We start from the raw sequence: 16,637 nt of genomic DNA on the forward strand, positions 1-16,637 counted from the left end.
CGGCGTCAAAGTCTGGACTTCCCAAGGGCAAAATCGGTTTCTTGTGGCAGAAGGTGGATTGCCTTGGCACTATAATCGCGCAAATGAGGAGCCCGCCATGTCAGACTATGGAGTATTTTCCCTGAACGGCCAAATCGCGCTGGTGACTGGCTCAAACAGCGGGCTGGGGTATGAAGCGGCCCTTTTGCTGGCCCGCGCAGGCGCAACGGTTTGGGTCAATGGACGCAACGAAGCCACAACCGAGGCTGCCGCAGAGGCAATCCGCGCTGAAGGGGGGATCGCTCTCCCGTTGCCTTTTGACGTGGCGGATGATGCGGCGGTTTCAAAAGCCTTTGGCCAGATTGATGACGCAGGTAACGGGCTGCACATCCTCGTCAATAATGTTGGAATGCGCGACCGACGCAGTTTACCTGAATTCTCTCGCGAAGACGTCATGCGGCTGTTGGACGTAGATTTGGTTGCGCCCTTCATGCTGTGCCAACGCGCAGCGGCGTTGATGGGTCAGGGTGGGCGCATCGTAAACATCTCGTCTATTGCAGGGCTGATCGCCCAGGCAGGCGACGCAGCCTATACCACGGCCAAAGCAGGTATTAACGGAATGACCCGCGCTTTAGCCGCCGAACTGGGACCGCAAGGTATCAATGTGAATGCTATCGCTCCGGGTTTTTTTGAAACAGAACCCAACCGGGCGGCGGCTGCTGACCCAGCCGTGAACCAGCGGTTGCAGACATCCACCGCTTTGGGGCGTTGGGGTAAGCCAGCCGAGCTGGCCCCAGCCATCCTGTTTCTGGCATCACCCGCTGCCAGCTATGTCACGGGACAGGTGCTGGCAGTTGATGGGGGATATACCGCGCACTACTGAGTTTAAGTATCGCCACCCTAATATACGCAATCTCCGGATGAACTTACGCCGTCTCAAGACAGTGACGACGGAACGCGCGCTTGAGCATGTCCAACTCGGCGCGCAGCAAATCCATTTCGGCGCGAATGTCATCCGAAAGCACTTCGCCCGAAATCATAGTGATTTTTTCAAGCAAAACGCCGGTTCTACTGTCTGTTATCAGAAATGTCTGAACGCCATCCGCCACGGCCTCTTGCGGAATAGGAATGCGCAGAACCCACCTGTTTTGCGGTGCATCTTCGGTCAATTGAACCCCATGGACCGGCTTGCCCAGCAAGGTGACTTTTACGTCTGGCTGCGCGCCCTCGTTGCCTTCGCAGGTGAGTACCCCTTCCCAAACACCCTCAAAAAGCCGGGTTTTTGTCAGCATCCAGTCACTCATGGTTTGCTCTCCTGTAAGGCACTCTAAAACTCTGCGCGTGGTCGACGGCTAAAGGTCACGTCGCGCAGTGTCACTTGGTTCATTTCCGGGCCCTCAAAAATCAGATCGATCCAAGCCTTCTCTACCCGCTTTTCGTTCAGCTTCGAATAAGCAAGGTCAAACTCGACCATAATCTCTTCTTCGTTCAGGGGAAGTTCCCGCACGATCTGTTCTGTGTTGGGCCCGTGCTTGATGTTCAATCGGGCGAAAATCTCCAGCGGTTTTTCCAATTCAACAATTGAATCAAGCCGGATGAGGTGATTGCGTTTCAGACCATCCACAGCTTCGAACGGCAGATCGATCACCAGCGACAAAAACGATCCATCAAACCGAAACACGTCCATACGCAAACCGTAAGGTGCCAGATCTGCTTCGCGGGTGTTGCGCAATTGGCGTAGCGTCAGCTCTGACACCCGGCAATCATGAAACAGTGTCACCTCTTCGCCCAGCATTTCGCGGTTCGGTGCCGAAGACATACCGACCTGTGCCAATGGTTCACGCCAAAGCGCCGGACGCCAGTACCAATCCGTACCGTGGGGGCGGAAAAAAGCGGTCGAACCAACCAAAGGTAGCGCCAGCCGCCCTTCGGAAATCGAGATGAGTGTATTGAGGTGTTGGCGTAGTTTGCGCGCACGCAACCGCTGTTTTCTCAGCGCTGGTAATTCCGTTGTGGATGCAGCACGCGCACTGCGCGCCCAATAGCGCGCAAGCCCTTTTTGGTAAAACCGCTGAATAATTCCGGTCTTGCCCTGCCTCATGCTTACCCTACTCCGAACCCTAACGATGTTTCCGAACGAGAAACAATACTCACCCGACTCTTTAATTATGTACCGAATTGGTTTGCAGGAAACAAACCTGCAATGGCTTGTAACTACGTTTTTATTCAAAACGTTGCCCAGGGTCGCGCAACTCTGGCGACCTCTCTTGCCTGAACCCGTAAAAACAGGCAAAGCAAACACATGAGTGCTTATCGGTTACATGAAGTGTTGGTGTCACAGGCGCGCCCCTCAGCAAGCCTCGGAAAGCTGTTTGGGGGACTGGCACTTATTGTTGTTGGGTTCTTGATTCTGAACGTCATCTATTTTCAAGCCCTGCAAAACCTGCCCAACTGGCCCGTTATCCGGGCTGAATTTATGGGGGGTACAACCGCCCGCGCCCTGTGGTTGATGTTGCTGAACTTCGCGCCTTTGCTGATTGCTTTGGGCCTCGTTGTTCATATGTTGCATAATCGATCTCTGGCCAACCTTGCCGGACCACGTGTCATGCTGTTTATGGATTTTCGCCGGGTGCTGCGCGCCACGATTGTTCTGTTTGCCGTTGTCTTGCTAATTCCGGGCCCTGAAAACATAGAACCCGTTCGCAATATGTCCTTCAACAGCTGGCTTTTGCTGGTCCCCATATCCCTGCCATTGATCTTTCTTCAGGTGTCGACGGAAGAATTGCTGTTTCGGGGCTATCTGCAAAGCCAGTTGGCAGCGCGGTTTTCTTCGCCTTTGGTATGGATGGTTCTGCCATCGCTGTTATTCGGGTTATTGCACTATGATCCCGGCACTTATGGTCCAAATGCGCTTTTGCTTGCAGGCTGGTCTGTTCTATTTGGGCTGGCGGCTGCTGACCTGACAGCGCGGGCTGGCAATCTCGGACCCGCTCTCGCGCTGCACTTCGCCAACAATGTCAGTGCAATGATGTTTTCATCCATGCAGGACTATTGGGATGGCCTGTCGCTATATGTCTTGCCATTTGGCCCCGATGCTGTTGAAACATTGCGTATGCTCATGCCCATTGAGGTCATGGTGATCCTGTGCAGCTGGCTGGTTGCCAGAACTGCGATACGGCGCTGATTGCATTTTCTGACGTAGCGTCTTATCTGACAGAAGCACAAAATATCAGCATCCCCCGAAAAGGATTGCAGCCTATGAACTGGATCACCAACTACGTCCGCCCAAGGATCAACTCGATCTTTTCCCGTCGCGAGACCCCGGACAATCTGTGGTCGAAATGCACCGAGTGCGGCACGATGCTGTTTCACCGTGAACTGACTGAGAACCTGAATGTTTGTACTCAGTGCGATCACCACATGGCCATCACGCCTCGCGACCGTTTCATCGCATTGTTCGATGGTGGCATTTTTACTGATGTCGAGGTTCCGGCCCCAATAGCCGACCCGCTGCAATTCCGTGATCAAAAGAAATACCCGGACCGCATGAAAGCCGCCCAAAAAGTCACAGGCGAAAAAGAGGCCATGCTGGTTGCCGAGGGCGAGATTGGCCGGACACCTATTGTGGCTGCCTGTCAGGACTTTTCCTTTATGGCCGGCTCCATGGGCATGTATGTAGGCAACGCCATTATTGCTGCCGCAGAACGGGCCGTCGCGCTAAAACGTCCGCTTGTCCTGTTCTCGGCCGCTGGTGGCGCGCGTATGCAAGAGGGCATCTTATCTCTGATGCAAATGCCGCGTACAACAGTCGCCGTTCAGATGCTGAAAGAGGCCGGTCTGCCCTATATTGTTGTGCTGACGCACCCCACGACCGGTGGTGTGACCGCATCCTATGCGATGCTGGGGGACGTCCACATTTCTGAACCCAATGCGCTGATCTGCTTTGCGGGCCCCCGCGTGATCGAACAAACCATCCGTGAAAAATTGCCCGAAGGGTTCCAGAGGGCCGAGTATCTGTTGGATCACGGTATGCTGGACCGGGTCACCCCGCGCACCAAAATGCGCGCCGAGTTGATCACCATCACCCGTATGCTTTTGGGATTGTCTCCTGCGGTCGCTGGGGACTTGCCGTCGCCTGAAGCAGTTGAAAAGGCTGACAGGGCAGCCCAAGCCGCCCAAACAAAAGGTGATGCAAAAGAAAAACTGGCCGAAACCAAAGCGGACAACAAAAAGTGACCCTGCAATCCTCGGATGCGGTATTGGCCCGCATGATGGCGTTGCACCCGAAGATCATTGATCTGACGCTGGACCGTGTCTGGCGGTTGCTGGACGCTTTGGACAACCCGCAAAAGAATTTGCCGCCGGTGATCCATCTGGCCGGAACCAATGGCAAAGGTTCGACCCAGTCGATGATCCGTGCCGGACTTGAGGGCATGGGCAAATCCGTACACGCCTATACCTCGCCACATCTGGCCCGGTTTCACGAACGCATCCGGCTGGCGGGTACTTTGATCACCGAAGATTACCTGACCGAGATTCTGGATGAGTGTTATGCCAAGAACGGCAACATCGATATCACCTATTTCGAGATCACGACCTGCGCGGCTCTGCTGGCTTTTGCCCACACCCCTGCAGACTACACCTTGCTCGAAGTTGGGTTGGGAGGGCGGCTTGATGCCACTAATGTTCTCGACACCCCTGAGCTGACCGTCATCACACCGGTCTCGATCGATCACGAACAGTTTCTGGGTAATACTCTTACCAAAATCGCGACCGAAAAAGCCGGGATCATCAAACGCGGCGTGCCATGTGTTGTCGGCCCGCAGCCGGACGAGGCGATGGACGTGATCGAAGCCACAGCCGCAAAGCTGGGCGCACCTTTGTTAGCGCACGGTCAGCATTGGCATGTCTGGGAAGAACGTGGACGCTTGGTGTATCAGGACGAACGCGGTCTTTTGGATCTGCCCTTGCCTGCCCTGATCGGCGATCATCAAATCCAGAATGCCGGGGCGGCGCTGGCCGCTTTGCGCTTCTTGGGTGCGGATGACAACGCTTGCGAAGCCGCGATGAAAAACGCTGAGTGGTTTGCACGAATGCAGCGTCTGCGAACTGGTCCTCTGGTGGAAAGTGCGCCCGAGATCGAACTGTGGCTCGACGGTGGCCATAACGCTGCGGCCGGCGTTGCTCTGGCCAAGGTGCTATCTGATCTACCCAAACGCCCAACGCACCTGATTTGCGGCATGCTCAACACCAAAGATATCTCGGGCTATCTGTCGCCGTTGGCGGCTGAGGCCGCCAGTCTTACGGCCGTGTCCATTCCCGGTGAAGCCAACACTCTGCCAGCGCATGAGACCGAGGCCGCAGCACGTTCTGTTGGCATGAAAGCTGGCAGTGCTGACACCACGGCCAGTGCCCTAGCTGCAATTGCGGCCGCAGATGCCAATGCACGTGTGCTGATTTGCGGATCACTCTATCTGGCCGGTGCAATTTTGCGCGAAAACGGCTGAACACCCGCGTGACGCGAAAAAAAAGCGAATCAAAACAAGCGCCTTCCCGGAAAGCGAATCAGGGGCCATTGACTGATTCGAATCACCGCGCTTATAGTCAAGAAAATTCAGATTTCCCTGCGAAGCAGAAGTAAACAAACGGGAAATCATTACGGGCTTTATGGGACAGGCAGGCAGGCAAACAGGGGGGTGCATCGGCGCCCCCCTAATAATTTGGACAGAGGTTATTCAGATATCTGCCAAAATGGGTTGGGCTTACCCTTCGTCCGCGCCCCAGTTTTCATCCTGCATCTCGCGCAAACGGCTGGCCGTGCGTTCAAACTCAAAAGTTCCTTCACCCTCAACGTAAAGCATCTCCGGCTGCGCCGCGGCGGAACAAATCAGACGCACTTTGGCCTCGTACAAGGCATCAATGAGGATCACAAAGCGTTTGGCTTCGTTAAAATTTGAGCGCGACAAACGGGGAATATCTTCTAGGATCAAAACTTTGACCGCATCCGCGATCGCCAGATAGTCACCCGGCCCCAGCATCGCACCACAAAGATCAAAAAACCGTGCCCGCGCAATTCCGTTCCTAAAGGAGGGTAATACGACATCTCGTCCTTTGACGTTCAACACCAAGGGTGTTGCTTCTCCACCAGTGAGATCTTCCCAGATCCCCCGAATGTCAGCGCGGGCCTCGGTTCCGGCCTGTACGAAATAGACCTGACTGCCTCTGAGCCGGTTTTGACGATAGTCATTCGGGCTGATCAATTCGCGCACATTCAGATTTTGCTCAATGAGATCAATAAAAGGCAGGAACAGTTGCCGATTCAGTCCGTCTTTGTACAAGTCACCCGGAACACGGTTCGATGTGGTGATCACCACCACGCCCGCCTCAAACAGCTGCTCGAACAGGCGTCCGACAATCATCGCGTCAGTGATATCTGTGATCTGCATTTCGTCAAAGGCGAGAACCCGAACAGACTCCGCCACCGAACTCGCCACGGGTTGAATTGCGTCTTCAACGCCGCGTTGACGAGCCTCGTGCATGGCTGTGTGAATTTCCTGCATGAATGCATGAAAGTGCACTCGGCGCACGGGCACCTCAAGCGAGTCGACAAATAGGTCCATCAACATCGACTTGCCGCGGCCAACACCGCCCCAAAGATACAAGCCCTGCACATGCTCGGGAGTTGCCTTGCGAAACCAACCCTTTTTCACAGGTTGAGCAACGGCCTCGCGAATCCGTTCGAATTCAGGCAAGATCGCCTCTTGGGCATCGTCAGGATGCAATTCGCCGCGCGCGACCTTGTCGGCATAGATGTCTGGCAAGGTGTCCATAGTTCTCCCTTAGCGAATGGTGACGCAGCTGAAAAGACAGTGCATACGATGAAGTGATGAATTCGTTCACAATTCCTGATTTGACCTACCCTGTTCACAACACCATCCTGCCATCGCGATCAGGAGAGAGACATGGAACAACGCACCCCCTTATTTACGCCGGTACTGCTTGTTGGTTGTGCGATCATTCTGGTGTCCTTTGCGATCCGCGCCAGCTTTGGGGTGTTTCAAATTCCGATCGCGAATGAATTTGGCTGGCTACGCTCCGAATTCTCTATGGCGATTGCGATCCAAAACCTGGCCTGGGGCTTTGGTCAGCCAATCTTTGGTGCGATTGCCGAAAAGATCGGAGACCGGCGTGCGATTATTATGGGCGCGTTAGTCTATGCCGCCGGGCTTGTTCTGTCGTCCTTTGCCATCACACCCGAAGCCCATCAGTTGTATGAAGTTTTGGTTGGTTTTGGCATTGCAGGCACCGGTTTTGGGGTGATCCTTGCAGTGGTTGGCCGCGCCAGCTCGGACGAAAATCGCTCGATGTCATTGGCCATAGTCACCGTTGCCGGGTCGGGTGGTCAGGTATTTGGCGCACCGATTGCTGACTGGATGCTGGGGTTCATGACCTGGCAGTCCACCTTTGTCATCTTTGCAGCGGCGATCCTGGCGACCTTGTTGCTGTTGCCGATGATGCGGGCCCCTGCGGCCAGCAAAGCCGAGCTTGAAGAAAGCATGGGGCAAATCCTGCGCAAAGCCTTTCGCGATCCGTCTTACACACTGATCTTTCTGGGTTTCTTTTCTTGTGGCTATCAGCTGTCATTTGTGACTGCGCATTTTCCAGCGATGATAACTGAGATGTGCGGGGCGATTGACCCCTCGGGCATGCTGGCCTCTGCGGGCTTATCCACCACATCGCGGCTCGGGGCGCTGGCGATTTCACTGATTGGTCTGGCCAATATTGCAGGTACGTTGGCCGCCGGCTGGTTGGGCAACAGGTATCCCAAGAAATACTTGCTGGCTGGAATTTACACAGCCAGGACGTTGATCGGCGCCATGTTCATCCTGATGCCCATCACCCCGACCAGCGTTGTTGTTTTCTCATTGGCCATGGGCAGTCTGTGGCTGGCCACAGTGCCGCTGACCAGCGGTTTGGTGGCCCATATTTACAGCTTGCGTTACATGGGCACGCTTTATGGCATCGTGTTTTTCAGCCATCAGCTGGGCAGCTTTCTGGGTGTCTGGCTGGGTGGGCGCATGTATGACGCCTATGGTGACTACACTTTGGTGTGGTGGGTCGGCGTTGGTGTTGGCGCGTTCAGCGCTATTGTGCATCTGCCGATCCGGGAACGCCCCTTGTCTGAAGTGGCCGCCTGACGCTCAGCCCTCTTGCCATCGATCCAGAATGAAGCGGCTGGTAATCAAATCCAGATGTGCCCCGCCGCCGTTTTTGAACAAGGTAATTTCATCATCAGACCGGCGTTGGAATGCCTCGATATTGTAGTAATCCGCCACCACATCCGCGACTGATATCACCCCCTCTTCGATTGGGGTTTTCAACTCTCCGATATGGCCTATCGTGGTGTCAAAGCTGTCCACAAAGATGCGTGACCGAAGCAAGGCGGCATCATCAACCTCACGCATATCCGGGCGATAGGCACCAATCAGGTCGATGTGCTGACCCGGCTGAAACCATTCGCCGCGCAAGGTGGGCTCGGTCGACATGGTGGCCGAGGTGACAATATCTGCCTGCCCGACCGCCGCTTCAAGGTCATCGACAACTGTCAGGCCCGCAATTTCAGCCGCCATCTTGTCTGCATTTGCCCGGGTGCGATTCCACACGGAAAACTGTGCATCCGGAAAGGCCGAGGCATAGGCTGCGTGCAGGTTTCGCCCTACTGTTCCGGCACCGACGATCAGAATGTTGCGGCTGTCTGGGCGCGCAAGCTTGCGTGCCGCCAAAAGGCTGTCCCCAGCGGTTTTCCATTTCGTGACAAGATGAAAATCTATCAGCGCTGACAGAATGCCATGCGCATCGTCAAACAGTGTAACTGCCCCGTGGATCATGGGCACACCCTGCGCTGGGTTCTCGGGAAACACAGTAGCAGATTTCACCGCTATGCCCAGCCCGTCAATCCACGCCTGACGCTGCAACAGAGTGTCTTTACCGCGATACAAAAAGCTGTCGGAAATTTCGGCCTTGGGCAACCTGTGGCCCGCCTCGATCGCCTCGGTCAGGCCCCGCCAGTCGAGATTTTCCTGCCCTTTATCAAACGGAATTATCGTGGTCATTCTGCGTCCTTTGCACTCAATAGCCCTTCGGCGACAAGGCGATCCGCCCATCCCATTGGACCGGTGAAATGATGGGTTTGCCAACCGCGCGCTGAAGCCGTGGCAATATTGTCTTCCCGGTCATCTGTGAATAACAACGCCTCAGGAGTGATGCCGCAGTCTTGCTCAACATGGGCATAAATCGCCGGATCGGGTTTAATGAGGTTCAGACGCCCCGAGACATATTCGCGATCAAAGCACTTTAGGAAGCCGAACTTTTCTTGCGAGATTGGAAAATTATCGTGGCCAAAGTTGGTCAGCGTAAACACCGGAACACCGCGGAGTTTCAAGGCATTTAGCAAGCGCACAGAATGCGGGATTTCCGGAGCCGCTAGATCGTTCCAATTGTCGTGCCACATGCGCAGCTCGTCTGCCCATTCCGGCGTTTGATCTGCCAGATTGTAAAACACGTCGCGCAAGGATGCGCCTTCGTCCACTTTCTGGTGTTCTTCATGCAAAGGCACATCAGCAAAAAATGCCTTTCGCCGTTCAGGGCCAATGACGCGGTCATAGTAACTTTCTGGCTGCCACTTGATCAGCACATTGCCGATATCGAAAATCACTGCTTCGATTGTCATTCACGCCCCCAGCTTTGCAACAAAGATTAGCGACGTGTGCGCGGCCTCGCCACCCCTTTGGGGCGCCCGACACGACTTTCGCGCCAGAAAATAAACAACCCTGCTCCGATAATCAGCGACATGCCAAGCCAGGACGCAGGCTCGGGCCATTCGCCAAAGATAACCACTCCAAAGACAATTGCCATCGGCATGGCTGTGTATTCCAGTGGCGCAATCACGCTGGCTTCGGCCAACCGATAGGCTTGGGAAATGAAAAAGCCACCAAGGGCGCTGGAAAAACCCAACAGGAACAAAATCCACAGATCACTTTGCGCGGGCCAAACCCAGCCACGCAGCAGGAACTCTAACATCGGACCACCCTGCCCGGCATATTGACCATGACCCAGCATCAAACCGATGACACCACTGACAACAATGAACGTGATTTGAATATACACCGACATTGTTGCCGCGCTTTCGGTGGCGCCAATCTTACGAGTCAGAATATGCAGCGACGCATAGGCAAACGCGGACACGAACGGCAGCATCAACGCGACCTGAAAATCACCTGACCCCGGGCGCACCATGATCAAGACACCAAGCAAGCCAGCCCCAACAGCAATCCAGCGCCGTGGACCGACCTGTTCACCAAGAACCAGAACCGAAAGGGCCGTAATGATCAGCGGCGAGATAAAAAATACCGCGACGGTATCCGCCAAGGGCAGCACTGACAGGCCTAGAAAGAATGTCATATTGGCAAAAACCACGCAGAAACCACGCATCAGATGCATGCCCAATCGCTTGGTCTTTAGAACGCCAAAGCCTCCATCAAACGGCACAATGACCAGCAACAAGAAGATTAGCGCCAAAACCGAACGAACCAGGACGATCTGATGCAAAGCATAGCCACCCGATAGAAACTTGATCGAGCTGTCGTTCAACGAAAAACAGAATGTCGCCACAAGAGCAGAGATTGCTCCTAAGGTGCCGACGTTAAGTGTGCTTTGCTTGGTCATTCGCTAAATGCACCACGTCCAAGCCTTGGGGTCTGGCCCGGAAACGACCCCGGCGTCGTAAAGCGGCATTGATCACTAACCACGTTTGGCGGCGCGTAGTTCCCGCTCAAGCGCTTCCAAAAACCGCGACCGGTCCGCTTTGGTAAAGCCTTTGCCACCACCCTGACGAAACGGGTCCGCCGCGCGTAAATCCGTCATCAGATCACGTGTGGCCAAAACGTTACCTATATTGGCAGCCGTCAGAGCCTCGCCATTGTGCTTCAAAACCCGCGCGCCAGCCTCAACGCATTTGGCTGCCAATGGAATGTCGCCAGTGATCACCACGTCCCCCGGTCCGGCCCGGTCTGCAATCCACATATCTGCGATATCTGGCCCCTCGGGCACAATCACATTATCGACCAGCGGATTTTGCGACGGGCGCAAACCGCCGTTACTGACAACATGCATTTTCACGCCGTGCCGGGTTCCCACTCGTTCGACCTCGGCCTTGACCGGGCAGGCATCGGCATCGACGTAAATCTGGCTCACTTCAGGTTCAATCCGCGTACAGTGCCTCGGCATGGAAGGCGACGTGATCTTCCATAAAGGTCGAGACAAAGAAATAGCTGTGGTCATAACCTTTTTGCATTCGATGCGTCATTTCCTGACGGCTTTCGGCAGAGGCCGCGACAAGCGTTTCGGGACGCAACAGGTCGATAAACTGGTCATCAGCACCCTGATCCACCAAGATAGGCCCGTCGAAGCCGCGTTCACGGATTAGAAGCGATGCGTCCTGCGCGGCCCACTGCCCCGTGTCGTCGCCCAAATAGGCCTGCAATTGTTTGCGGCCCCAATCGGCACCTGTGGGATTACAGATCGGTGCAAAAGCCGACACCGACCGGAACCGGCCGGGCAAAGACATTGCAAGTGTCAGGGCACCATGTCCGCCCATTGAATGGCCAGTGATGGCCTGACGTGACATGTCCAACGGGAACTCTTCCTGCAACATTGAAGGCAGATCCTCGGCGATGTAGTCCCACATGCGGAAATGTGGTGCCCAAGGTTTTTGGGTGGCATTCACATAAAACCCCGCCCCTTGTCCCAGATCATAGGCGTCATCATCCGCCACACCTTCGCCGCGCGGACTGGTGTCCGGGAACACAACCGCGATACCCTGTTCGGCAGCCCAGGCTTGCGCGCCAGCCTTAACCATGGCGTTTTCATGCGTACAGGTAAGACCAGACAGATACCAAAGAACCGGCACAGGGCCATCCCGCGCCTCTTCCGGCAAAAACAGACCAAAGGTCATTTCGCAACGGGTTGTGTGAGACTGATGCGAATACACGCCCTGCACACCACCAAAGGCCTTGTTTTCGGAAATCGTTTCCATCCTGTCCTCCCGGAAAATTCTTGTCTGACATGGCTAACGCACGGGCGCAGGTGCAGACAAGGAAAACCGCACTCAAGAGATGTTTAAAGCGCGCTCACCCAAGCGATCACAATCGAAACCGTTGCCACGCTTACCAGTGTTGAAAACAAAATCGCCGCCGACACCCGATGCGGCGCCACGCCATAATGCTGCGCCAGAATGTAGACATTGCCCGCTACAGGCAGGGCAGCAGCCGAGATGATGACACCTGCAGAATAGGTATCAACCGGAAACAGCCACAGCGCACCGATTGCGACAAACAAGGGATGCAATACCAATTTGCAGAACGACAGCCACGCCGCGACCTGAATACGCTCGGCTGATTTCGACGCCAGAGACGCACCGATTGCAAAGAGGGCACCCGGAGTGGCCGCCCCGCCTAGGATGGCCAGAAATTCATTCACTGGAGCCGGGAGCGGAAAACCCATCGCCGCCCAAAACAAACCGGTCGACATCGCCACAATCATCGGATTTTTCACCAGCCCAAGACCGACGGTCTGTAGGATCTTCCAACTTAGGCGACCCTCACGAGAGCCCGTAATCAGGATGACGATCAAAGACGAAAAGACAATGAGATCCACCGCCAGAACCAACATCACGGGTCCAATGGCCTTTTCACCCAAAAGCAAAACCAGCATAGGAACGCCCAGAAATCCGGTATTGCCAATGGCTGCACATTGCGCCTCAATCGCCGCGGTTGCGACATCCAGCTTTCTGAGAAAGGCCACCGCGGTTGCAATCCCGTAGACCACCAACGTGCCCCATAGATATGCACCAACCAACGTCCAGTCGAGAACCTCGCCCAACGACAAGTTGGCGGCAAAACGAAATAGCATCGCGGACAGGGCAAAGTAGAAAACGAATTTTGTAAGATAGGCTGTGGCTTCTTCAGTGAAGAACCGGGTTCGACCAGCCCAATACCCGACGCCGATCAACGCAAAAAAGGGTATGGTTTTTAGAAAAATCGCTAACATGTGAGTGTGTTAACACCTCAGCGCGTGGCGTCAAAATAATTCACGAGTTGTGCTTTATCCGCTGCCAATCAAAACGCCTGCGGCAAAAACCAGTGCACCGCCCAAAACAACTTGAAACGCGGCCCGGAAAAAGGGTGTTTCCATAAACTTGTTCTGAATCCACGCAATGGCCCATAGCTCTACAAACACGACGATGATCGCGATCACTGTGGCGGTCCAGAAATCCGTGATCAGATAGGGCAATGCATGGCCAAGTCCGCCAACAGTGGTCATGACGCCCGACGCGACCCCGCGCTTGATTGGCGATCCACGGCCAGAAAGCTCTCCGTCATCGGACGCAGCTTCGGTGAAGCCCATCGAGATACCCGCACCAATAGAGGCCGCCAACCCAACCAGAAATGTCGTCCATGTGTTGTGCGTGGCAAAAGCCGTGGCAAAAATGGGCGCAAGTGTTGAGACAGAGCCATCCATTAACCCGGCCAGACCCGGTTGTACCCACGTCAGAATGAACTGGCGTTTGGCCACATCACTTTCTGACGCTTCTGCATCGCCATCCACATGGGTGGCCTCCAGCTCATAAGCTGCATTCTGATGGCCCGCTTCGGCCGCAGCCAGATCACCCAACAATTTGCGTGTGGCGGCATCGCCGGATTTGGCTGCAGCAGCAAGATAGAACCGCTCCGCGTCGTGTTCCATTGCGGCAGCTTCGGTGCGCATACGATCGATCCCAAGGTTTTCAATCAACCAAATTGGGCGGCGCGCATAAAATCCAGCCACGTGTTCACGACGGATCAGGGGAATCACACTGCCAAAACGCGACTCGTGTAAGTCGATCAAGAGCCGGCGGTGTTCGTCTTCTTCTGTCGCCATGCCTTCGAAAATTTTTGCTGTGGCAGGGAAATCTGTCCGAAGCATTTCGGCATAACTGCGGTAAATACGAGCGTCATCCTCTTCCGAAGAAATCGCAAGCGCAATCACTTCCTGTTCACTTAGATCGCGAAAATGGCGGCGTTGTGAAAAAAAGCGCATGACAGCCTCATATTAGAATTATTCTAATCTAGCGGGTTCTCCTCCATGAGCAAGTGCCTTTGGCTTGTGAAAACTGAACTGACCAGTTTATATTCCAAGACACAAACATCAGGGGCATAAATGAACACGCAGAGGCCAGAAATCCGCAAGGGGCGGAAATATGATCAAGTGCTGGCCGGTGCGCGCGAAGTGTTTCTGCGTGACGGATTTGAAGGCGCAAGCGTGGACGACATTGCACGGGCCGCCAAAGTCTCCAAGGCGACTTTGTACAGCTATTTTCCGGACAAGCGTCACATGTTCATGGAAATGGCCCGTGAACAATGCGCCCGGCAGGCCGAAGTTATGTTGCAGGAAATAGATCGCACTGCCCCTGCTACCAAGATTTTGGCCCAGACCGCACGGGGGGTACTGCAACTAATCCTCTCGGAATTTGGTCTCAAGGTCTTTCGCATATGTGTAGCCGAAGCAGACAGATTCCCGGAGTTAGGACGCCGTTTTTACGAAACGGGCCCTGCAATGGGACGTCAGCATCTGGCAGCATATCTTCGAGAAGCCACAAGCCGTAATGAATTGAAAATCGACAATTTCGAATTGGCTGCAGCCCAGTTTCAGGAGCTTTGCAAGGCCGATCTTTATTTGCGGTTGGTTTTTGGCATCAACGTTTCATTTACCGAGGATGAAATCGAAACCGTCGTTCAGGAAGCTGTCTCAACCTTCATGGCCCGGTATGGGGCTTAGGTACAGTTTACTACATCAAAATCCGGCGTACCGCGTATCGATACGCCGGAATTGAGATCTAGAATTCGACGACGGCGCGGATCGATTTACCGGCATGCATCAATTCAAATCCTTCGTTGATGTCTTCAAGGCTCAGCTTGTGCGTGATCATTGAATCAATCTCGATTTTGCCATCCATGTACCAATCGACGAACTTAGGCACATCTGTGCGCCCTTTGGCGCCACCAAATGCGGTGCCTTTCCAGACGCGGCCTGTGACCAGCTGGAAGGGTCGTGTCGAAATCTCGGCACCCGCCGGTGCCACGCCGATAATAACCGAAACGCCCCAGCCACGGTGTGAGCATTCCAACGCGTCACGCATCACCTGCACGTTGCCCGTCGCATCAAACGAATAGTCCACACCTCCAAAGGCATCTTGCTCAGTCTTGGTCAATTCGACGATTGCATCCGTGACTGAGCCATCAATTTTGGAAGGATTCACAAAATGCGTCATGCCGAATTTCTTCGCCATTTCCGCTTTGTCGTCATTCAGATCGACCCCGATGATCACGTCTGCCCCAGCCATGCGCAGGCCTTGGATCACGTTCAGACCAATGCCGCCAAGGCCAAAAACCGCAGCCGTTGAACCGATCTCGACACCGGCCGTATTGATGACCGAGCCAATGCCTGTTGTGACACCGCAACCGATGTAACAAATCTTGTCAAAAGGCGCATCGTCACGCACTTTGGCCAGTGCAATTTCGGGCATGACAGTGTGATTGGCAAAGGTCGAACAGCCCATGTAGTGATAGATCGGCGTACCATCCAGCATCGAAAAGCGGGTTGTCCCGTCAGGCATAAGGCCTTGGCCTTGGGTGCCGCGAATGGCCGTGCAAAGGTTGGTTTTACCGGAAAGGCAGGAATGACACTCGCGGCATTCCGGGGTGTAAAGCGGGATCACGTGATCGCCGGGTTTCAGAGTGGTGACGCCTTCTCCCACCTCCATAACGATACCGGCACCTTCGTGGCCAAGAATCGATGGAAACAGGCCCTCGGGATCGGCACCGGATCGGGTAAATTCATCCGTATGGCAAATTCCGGTTGCCTTTATCTCAATCAAAACCTCGCCAGCCTTTGGGCCTTCAAGGTTCACTTCCATAATCTCAAGCGGTTTACCGGCTTCTAAGGCCACCGCAGCTTTTGTGCGCATCATTTTCGCATCCTCCCTAAAACTTTGACCCGACCGTGAGCGAAACTGCGCCGCTTTTCAATAGAGGTTGCGACGTCGCCTTGTGTCCAAACGACGCCAACCCCAAATTTGTACAACAAGCAAAATTGGAGTTTTCAATGAAGTGGTTGGGTCTGACGACTTTGATTCTATTGGCAGCCTGTATTGGTGAAGACGAAACGGAAACTGTAATGCCGGGTAGTAAGACATGTGATCCCGCAGCGTTTGAATTCCTGATTGGCCAACCCAAGGAATCGCTCAATGGAGTTCTCACGCCAAAAACTCTGCGGGTTCTTGGTGAAAACGCAGCAATGACGATGGATCATCAACCAGAACGATTGAATGTCTTTCACGACGAAAGCGGCAAGATTACAAAGGTAAGCTGTGGTTGAGACTGCAGTTCTCATCTTCTGACACAGCCCCCATTCTGGACTTAAAGTTGAATTACGCTGGCGCTATTCTTAAAGCCGGATTTCGAGTGAACATACGCTTCTGAGTTTGGCTGGATTCTCCGGCCCCTGATTCCAACACCTGCGCCAGAGTTTGCCCTGCGGGCGGCGCCCAACCTATGCGAGGA

At 54.4% G+C, this 16,637-nt stretch carries 18 protein-coding genes; 7 read left to right on the top strand and 11 right to left on the bottom strand.

All coding sequences use genetic code 11. The features are described from left to right. The first annotated feature begins 97 nt into the window (after positions 1-97). Complete coding sequence (locus BUC32_RS09255) at positions 98-862, top strand: SDR family oxidoreductase (RefSeq protein WP_073251889.1); 765 nt, start codon at positions 98-100, stop codon at positions 860-862. A gap of 43 nt (positions 863-905) precedes the next feature. Here the strand turns inward: BUC32_RS09255 and BUC32_RS09260 are convergent, their stop codons facing one another. Further along, positions 906-1,283, bottom strand: coding sequence for a hypothetical protein (locus BUC32_RS09260; RefSeq protein ID WP_073251891.1), 378 nt, complete (start codon positions 1,281-1,283; stop codon positions 906-908). Positions 1,284-1,306: 23 nt separating this feature from the next. Further along, a complete protein-coding gene (locus BUC32_RS09265; RefSeq protein ID WP_073251893.1) occupies positions 1,307-2,080 on the bottom strand; it encodes a DUF6478 family protein in 774 nt (257 codons plus the stop codon). Positions 2,081-2,281: 201 nt separating this feature from the next. Between BUC32_RS09265 and BUC32_RS09270 the strand changes: the two genes are divergently transcribed. The 3 genes from BUC32_RS09270 (at position 2,282) to BUC32_RS09280 (ending at position 5,486) form a co-directional block, all read left to right on the top strand. Then, the gene (locus tag BUC32_RS09270; RefSeq protein ID WP_073251895.1) at positions 2,282-3,163 is read left to right on the top strand and encodes a CPBP family intramembrane glutamic endopeptidase; all 882 of its coding nucleotides are present in this window, start codon (positions 2,282-2,284) and stop codon (positions 3,161-3,163) included. 74 nt (positions 3,164-3,237) lie between these two features. Beyond that, the gene (gene accD / locus BUC32_RS09275; RefSeq protein WP_073252110.1) at positions 3,238-4,215 is read left to right on the top strand and encodes an acetyl-CoA carboxylase, carboxyltransferase subunit beta; all 978 of its coding nucleotides are present in this window, start codon (positions 3,238-3,240) and stop codon (positions 4,213-4,215) included. Next, positions 4,212-5,486, top strand: a complete 1,275-nt coding sequence (locus BUC32_RS09280) for a bifunctional folylpolyglutamate synthase/dihydrofolate synthase (protein WP_245815160.1) — start codon at positions 4,212-4,214, stop codon at positions 5,484-5,486. The genes accD and BUC32_RS09280 overlap by 4 nt, the downstream gene beginning before the upstream one ends. 255 nt (positions 5,487-5,741) lie before the next feature. On the opposite strand, the gene zapE is transcribed toward BUC32_RS09280, so the two are convergent. Next, a complete protein-coding gene (gene zapE / locus BUC32_RS09285; RefSeq protein ID WP_073251897.1) occupies positions 5,742-6,809 on the bottom strand; it encodes a cell division protein ZapE in 1,068 nt (355 codons plus the stop codon). Positions 6,810-6,941: 132 nt separating this feature from the next. Here zapE and BUC32_RS09290 point away from each other — a divergent pair, with 132 nt between their 5' ends. Then, a complete protein-coding gene (locus tag BUC32_RS09290) occupies positions 6,942-8,177 on the top strand; it encodes an MFS transporter (protein ID WP_073251899.1) in 1,236 nt (411 codons plus the stop codon). A 3-nt stretch (positions 8,178-8,180) separates the two neighbouring features. Here BUC32_RS09290 and BUC32_RS09295 read toward each other — a convergent pair whose 3' ends face one another. The 7 genes from BUC32_RS09295 to mbfA form a co-directional block, all read right to left on the bottom strand. Then, the gene (locus BUC32_RS09295) at positions 8,181-9,092 is read right to left on the bottom strand and encodes an ornithine cyclodeaminase family protein (RefSeq protein WP_073251901.1); all 912 of its coding nucleotides are present in this window, start codon (positions 9,090-9,092) and stop codon (positions 8,181-8,183) included. After that, positions 9,089-9,709: an HAD family hydrolase gene (locus BUC32_RS09300; RefSeq protein WP_073251903.1), complete on the bottom strand. Its 621-nt coding sequence runs from the start codon at positions 9,707-9,709 to the stop codon at positions 9,089-9,091. The genes BUC32_RS09295 and BUC32_RS09300 overlap by 4 nt, the downstream gene beginning before the upstream one ends. A 26-nt stretch (positions 9,710-9,735) precedes the next feature. Further along, positions 9,736-10,704, bottom strand: coding sequence for a DMT family transporter (locus BUC32_RS09305; RefSeq protein WP_073251905.1), 969 nt, complete (start codon positions 10,702-10,704; stop codon positions 9,736-9,738). 75 nt (positions 10,705-10,779) lie between these two features. Next, positions 10,780-11,232: a YaiI/YqxD family protein gene (locus BUC32_RS09310; protein ID WP_245815161.1), complete on the bottom strand. Its 453-nt coding sequence runs from the start codon at positions 11,230-11,232 to the stop codon at positions 10,780-10,782. Between the two features lie 7 nt (positions 11,233-11,239). Next, the gene (fghA, locus tag BUC32_RS09315) at positions 11,240-12,073 is read right to left on the bottom strand and encodes an S-formylglutathione hydrolase (RefSeq protein ID WP_073251909.1); all 834 of its coding nucleotides are present in this window, start codon (positions 12,071-12,073) and stop codon (positions 11,240-11,242) included. A gap of 83 nt (positions 12,074-12,156) precedes the next feature. Beyond that, on the bottom strand, positions 12,157-13,086 hold the full coding sequence (locus BUC32_RS09320) for an AEC family transporter (protein WP_073251911.1): 930 nt from the start codon (positions 13,084-13,086) through the stop codon (positions 12,157-12,159). A 54-nt stretch (positions 13,087-13,140) separates the two neighbouring features. Continuing rightward, positions 13,141-14,115: an iron exporter MbfA gene (mbfA, locus tag BUC32_RS09325; protein WP_073251914.1), complete on the bottom strand. Its 975-nt coding sequence runs from the start codon at positions 14,113-14,115 to the stop codon at positions 13,141-13,143. A 120-nt stretch (positions 14,116-14,235) separates the two neighbouring features. Between mbfA and BUC32_RS09330 the strand changes: the two genes are divergently transcribed. Next, positions 14,236-14,853 (top strand): TetR/AcrR family transcriptional regulator, encoded by a 618-nt coding sequence (locus BUC32_RS09330; RefSeq protein ID WP_073251916.1) that lies wholly within the window; start codon positions 14,236-14,238, stop codon positions 14,851-14,853. 58 nt (positions 14,854-14,911) lie between these two features. On the opposite strand, the gene BUC32_RS09335 is transcribed toward BUC32_RS09330, so the two are convergent. Beyond that, positions 14,912-16,042: an S-(hydroxymethyl)glutathione dehydrogenase/class III alcohol dehydrogenase gene (locus BUC32_RS09335; RefSeq protein WP_073252115.1), complete on the bottom strand. Its 1,131-nt coding sequence runs from the start codon at positions 16,040-16,042 to the stop codon at positions 14,912-14,914. A gap of 137 nt (positions 16,043-16,179) precedes the next feature. Between BUC32_RS09335 and BUC32_RS09340 the strand changes: the two genes are divergently transcribed. Beyond that, positions 16,180-16,452: an I78 family peptidase inhibitor gene (locus BUC32_RS09340; RefSeq protein ID WP_073252117.1), complete on the top strand. Its 273-nt coding sequence runs from the start codon at positions 16,180-16,182 to the stop codon at positions 16,450-16,452. The last annotated feature ends 185 nt before the right edge of the window (positions 16,453-16,637 follow it).

The sequence above is a fragment of the Shimia gijangensis genome, assembly GCF_900142085.1.
GTDB lineage: Bacteria > Pseudomonadota > Alphaproteobacteria > Rhodobacterales > Rhodobacteraceae > Shimia > Shimia gijangensis.

Excerpts from the sequence above, each read along its gene's own strand:
- BUC32_RS09305 (WP_073251905.1), bottom strand. The coding sequence starts at position 10,704 with ATGACCAAGCAAAGCACACTTAACGTCGGCACCTTAGGAGCAATCTCT.
- BUC32_RS09300 (WP_073251903.1), bottom strand. The coding sequence starts at position 9,709 with ATGACAATCGAAGCAGTGATTTTCGATATCGGCAATGTGCTGATCAAG.
- BUC32_RS09295 (WP_073251901.1), bottom strand. The coding sequence starts at position 9,092 with ATGACCACGATAATTCCGTTTGATAAAGGGCAGGAAAATCTCGACTGG.
- BUC32_RS09335 (WP_073252115.1), bottom strand. The coding sequence starts at position 16,042 with ATGCGCACAAAAGCTGCGGTGGCCTTAGAAGCCGGTAAACCGCTTGAG.
- BUC32_RS09340 (WP_073252117.1), top strand. The coding sequence starts at position 16,180 with ATGAAGTGGTTGGGTCTGACGACTTTGATTCTATTGGCAGCCTGTATT.
- BUC32_RS09260 (WP_073251891.1), bottom strand. The coding sequence starts at position 1,283 with ATGAGTGACTGGATGCTGACAAAAACCCGGCTTTTTGAGGGTGTTTGG.
- accD (WP_073252110.1), top strand. The coding sequence starts at position 3,238 with ATGAACTGGATCACCAACTACGTCCGCCCAAGGATCAACTCGATCTTT.
- BUC32_RS09290 (WP_073251899.1), top strand. The coding sequence starts at position 6,942 with ATGGAACAACGCACCCCCTTATTTACGCCGGTACTGCTTGTTGGTTGT.
- BUC32_RS09270 (WP_073251895.1), top strand. The coding sequence starts at position 2,282 with ATGAGTGCTTATCGGTTACATGAAGTGTTGGTGTCACAGGCGCGCCCC.
- mbfA (WP_073251914.1), bottom strand. The coding sequence starts at position 14,115 with ATGCGCTTTTTTTCACAACGCCGCCATTTTCGCGATCTAAGTGAACAG.
- BUC32_RS09255 (WP_073251889.1), top strand. The coding sequence starts at position 98 with ATGTCAGACTATGGAGTATTTTCCCTGAACGGCCAAATCGCGCTGGTG.
- BUC32_RS09265 (WP_073251893.1), bottom strand. The coding sequence starts at position 2,080 with ATGAGGCAGGGCAAGACCGGAATTATTCAGCGGTTTTACCAAAAAGGG.
- zapE (WP_073251897.1), bottom strand. The coding sequence starts at position 6,809 with ATGGACACCTTGCCAGACATCTATGCCGACAAGGTCGCGCGCGGCGAA.
- BUC32_RS09320 (WP_073251911.1), bottom strand. The coding sequence starts at position 13,086 with ATGTTAGCGATTTTTCTAAAAACCATACCCTTTTTTGCGTTGATCGGC.
- BUC32_RS09330 (WP_073251916.1), top strand. The coding sequence starts at position 14,236 with ATGAACACGCAGAGGCCAGAAATCCGCAAGGGGCGGAAATATGATCAA.
- fghA (WP_073251909.1), bottom strand. The coding sequence starts at position 12,073 with ATGGAAACGATTTCCGAAAACAAGGCCTTTGGTGGTGTGCAGGGCGTG.